Source organism: Mycobacterium colombiense (assembly GCF_001953985.1).
GTDB lineage: Bacteria > Actinomycetota > Actinomycetes > Mycobacteriales > Mycobacteriaceae > Mycobacterium > Mycobacterium colombiense_B.
In genome coordinates, this window is record NZ_MBEI01000077.1 from 1 (window position 1) to 2,979 (window position 2,979).

At 70.7% G+C, this 2,979-nt stretch carries 3 protein-coding genes; all 3 read right to left on the reverse strand.

Translation table 11 applies throughout. The features are described from left to right. The coding region (locus tag A5732_RS23435) for a PPE family protein (RefSeq protein ID WP_142256667.1) at positions 1-557 on the reverse strand (557 nt) is incomplete at its 3' end. A gap of 332 nt (positions 558-889) precedes the next feature. After that, a complete protein-coding gene (locus A5732_RS23440) occupies positions 890-2,146 on the reverse strand; it encodes a PPE family protein (RefSeq protein ID WP_076050929.1) in 1,257 nt (418 codons plus the stop codon). Between the two features lie 524 nt (positions 2,147-2,670). Continuing rightward, a partial coding sequence (locus A5732_RS23445; RefSeq protein WP_171975084.1) for a PE/PPE C-terminal domain-containing protein occupies positions 2,671-2,979 on the reverse strand: 309 nt, incomplete at its 5' end.

Consider the following 2,979-nt stretch of genomic DNA (forward strand, 5'->3'; position numbering starts at 1 on the left):
GCCGCGGCCTGGTTGGCCTGGCCCGCCTGGTTGGTCACCTCGGGCGCCTTCTGGAACTGCGTCACCTTCGTCGCCGAGGACGACTGGCCCGCGTAGCCGTACATCGCGCCCGCGTCCTGGGCCCAGTACTCGCCGTACTGGGCCTCCAGCTGGGCGATCAGCGGGGTGTTCTGCCCCAGCACGTTCGTCGCCTGCAGCTGCTGCGATTGCGTGCGGTTCGCCGCGATCAGCGGGGGCGGCACCGAGGAGGCCAGCGCGGTCTCATACGCCGCGGCCGCCGCGCGTGCCTGGCTGGCCGCCTCCTCGGCCTGCGCGGCCGTCGTGGTCAGCCAGGTCACGTAGGGTTGGGCCGCTTGCGCCATCGTCGCGGATGCCGTGCCGGTCCACTCCTCGCTGCTCAGCGCGGTGATCACGTTGTCATAGCTGAGTGCGGCGGAGTTGAGTTCGGCCGCCAGCGCGCTCCACGCCGACGCCGCCGCCACAAACGAACCCGACCCCGGACCCGAGTAGATCCGCGCCGAATTGAACTCCGGGGGGAACGCCCCATAATCCACCACGAATATGCCCCTTAACCTGTGATGTTCGAATCGATGCGTCGAGTAGTGAAAGACGTTAATGCGCTGGGGGCCACCGCCATGCCGGGCAGTGGAGTAGCAGCTGCTCGGCGCGCCGTTGCGCCGGTTGCCAGGGCCGGCCGCTCGATGCCGACCGGCTCCCCCGCGAGGGGCCTTGATAGTGGCTGTGAGCTGCGGAAATGGTTCAAGCTCAGGGCCCGTGCGCCGCGAACGCCGCGCCGGGACGCCGGTGTAGCCGGACGCACGTGTGTCCAGGTCAGGGAAAAAATCCGGCCGCGGATAAAGGTGAGGTGATACATGCCTGATTCCGCCGCTTATCCGGCCGATGGCGGGCGGGTGAGCACGCTGTAGCGGAAGCCGTACTTGTTGACATAGCCGGCGGCTGCACCGCGACGCCCGATCGACCCGACCGGCATGCCGCGCAGCAGCCCATTGGCCGGGGAGTTGGTTCCACCGGTCGCCGCGACCTCGATCGGAGTGGCCTCCTCGGACAGTGCCGCCGGGGTCACCGACGAGGTCAGCGTCGCCCAATGCTGGGGCACCGAGAGCAGCCCCACCCGCGCGGCCTGCCCGGCCCCCGCGGAGACGGCACCCACATGTCCCACACCGCCGAGGTTGCCTAGACCCAGGCTCGCGAACTGCGGCGTCGGGAACCAGGCACCGCCGGCACCCGCAGTAGTACCACCGGGACCGAACGTCAATTGCTGGGCGATCGACGACCAGAAGCTCGTGATGCCGGTCGAGAAATAGGCAAGGCCCGTGGTCTGCTTGAGCAGGGTGCCGTACATGCCGGTGTTCAGCCCGGCGTAGTTGTTGGTCGGGGTGGGCAGCCCGGAAGTCAAGAATCCATTGATCAAGTTCTGCAGCCAGGTGAACGGACCCGGCTGCGTCGCCGTCGTTGTGGTCGACGCCTGGGTCACCGCTTGAGTTGTGCTGGCGGACAACGCTTGTGGGGTCGCCAGCTGGGAGGTGGTCTGTGCGGTGTTGCCGGCCGGCTCGGCGACGGCCTTGGCGACCGCGGCGGCTTGGGTGGAGTCCGCCTCCGGGGTGGTGGTGTTGGGCGGTGACGTGAACGGCGTCAGCTCCGAGGCCGCGGCCGACGAGCCGGCGTAGCCGTACATGGCGGCGGCGTCCTGGGCCCACATCTCCATGTACTGCGCCTCGGTGGCCGCGATCGCGGGCGTGTTCTGCCCCAAGAAGTTCGTCGCCACCAGGTTCGCCAACAAGACTCGATTGGCGGCGATCACCGGCGGCGGCACCGTCATCGCGAATGCCGCCTCAAACGCCGCCGCCGCCGCCCGAGCCTGGCCCGCGGTCTCCTCGGCCTGCGCGGCCAGGACGCTCAGCCAGCTCACGTACGGCGTGACCGCCGACAGCATCGACGCCGAAGCCGGGCCCACCCAGGGCGCATGGGTCAGCTCCGAGATCACCGATGTGTAACCGCTGGCGGCCGAGCCCAGCTCGGCGCCGAGCCCGTCCCAGGCTGCGGCCGCTGCCATGATCGGACCCGACCCCGGACCCGCGTACATGCGACCGGAGTTGATCTCCGGCGGTAATGCCCCGAAGTCCATGGTTACGAAGCACCGGGCTCGAACGACATGTATCCCCTCGCAGATGGTCTCTCGGCGATGACCTGAAGAATTTGCTTGCTGGGAAGGCTAGGTGGACACACCGCCCCGTCGCCGCGTCGCGATTCGGCGGCCGCCACGCCGGCGCCGCTTTCGAGAGCGGTGTTCGGTCGCGACGGCAGGATCGGGTCGCCGTCGGTCGCGCCTCGTCGCTACGGTCACTACCTGCGGGAACATCCGGGTGGCGCCCGCCGCGACCCGCTCACCGCCCCGACATCGCGGCCCGTTCCGGGCGGACGGCGCCGACGCGAAAACTCCAGCGCGGGGTAAAAATCCGGCCGCAGATAAAGGCCGCGCCGGGTTCGTTGCGGTGGCCTCGGACGGCGCCGTGATTCGGAGCGTGAGAGCGTCCGCGCTGTGCGTGCCGCCGGGCCGACCATCGGGCCGCGGCTGATACCGGCACACGAGAACGCGCCCTGCCGTAGCTGCTTCGGGCAGGGCGCGTTCGAGATCCGCTGGGGCTGAGGCTATCCCGCGAAGGGCGGTCGGGCCATGACGGTGGGCCGGAAGCCGTACTTGGGACCGGCGGCTCCGTGCCCGGCGGCACCCGTGCCGGCCAGTGGCATGCCGCCGAGCAGATTCCCGGGAGCGCCGGCCGCCTCCGGTGCCGCGCTGACGCTGCTGACCGGGACCGCATGCCCCAGGGCCGGCGCGGCCCCCGGCGTCCCGGACCAGGCGACCGGCACCGACAGCTTGCCGCCGACGGAGGCCGCGCCGCCCAGGGCCGCGACCGGGTGAGCGGCGGCCGCCCCGCCGCCGAGCATGCCGCCCAGCCC

Bases quoted from the DNA above. Each gene is read 5' to 3' on its own strand.
- A5732_RS23440 (WP_076050929.1), bottom strand. From the start codon at position 2,146: ATGGACTTCGGGGCATTACCGCCGGAGATCAACTCCGGTCGCATGTAC.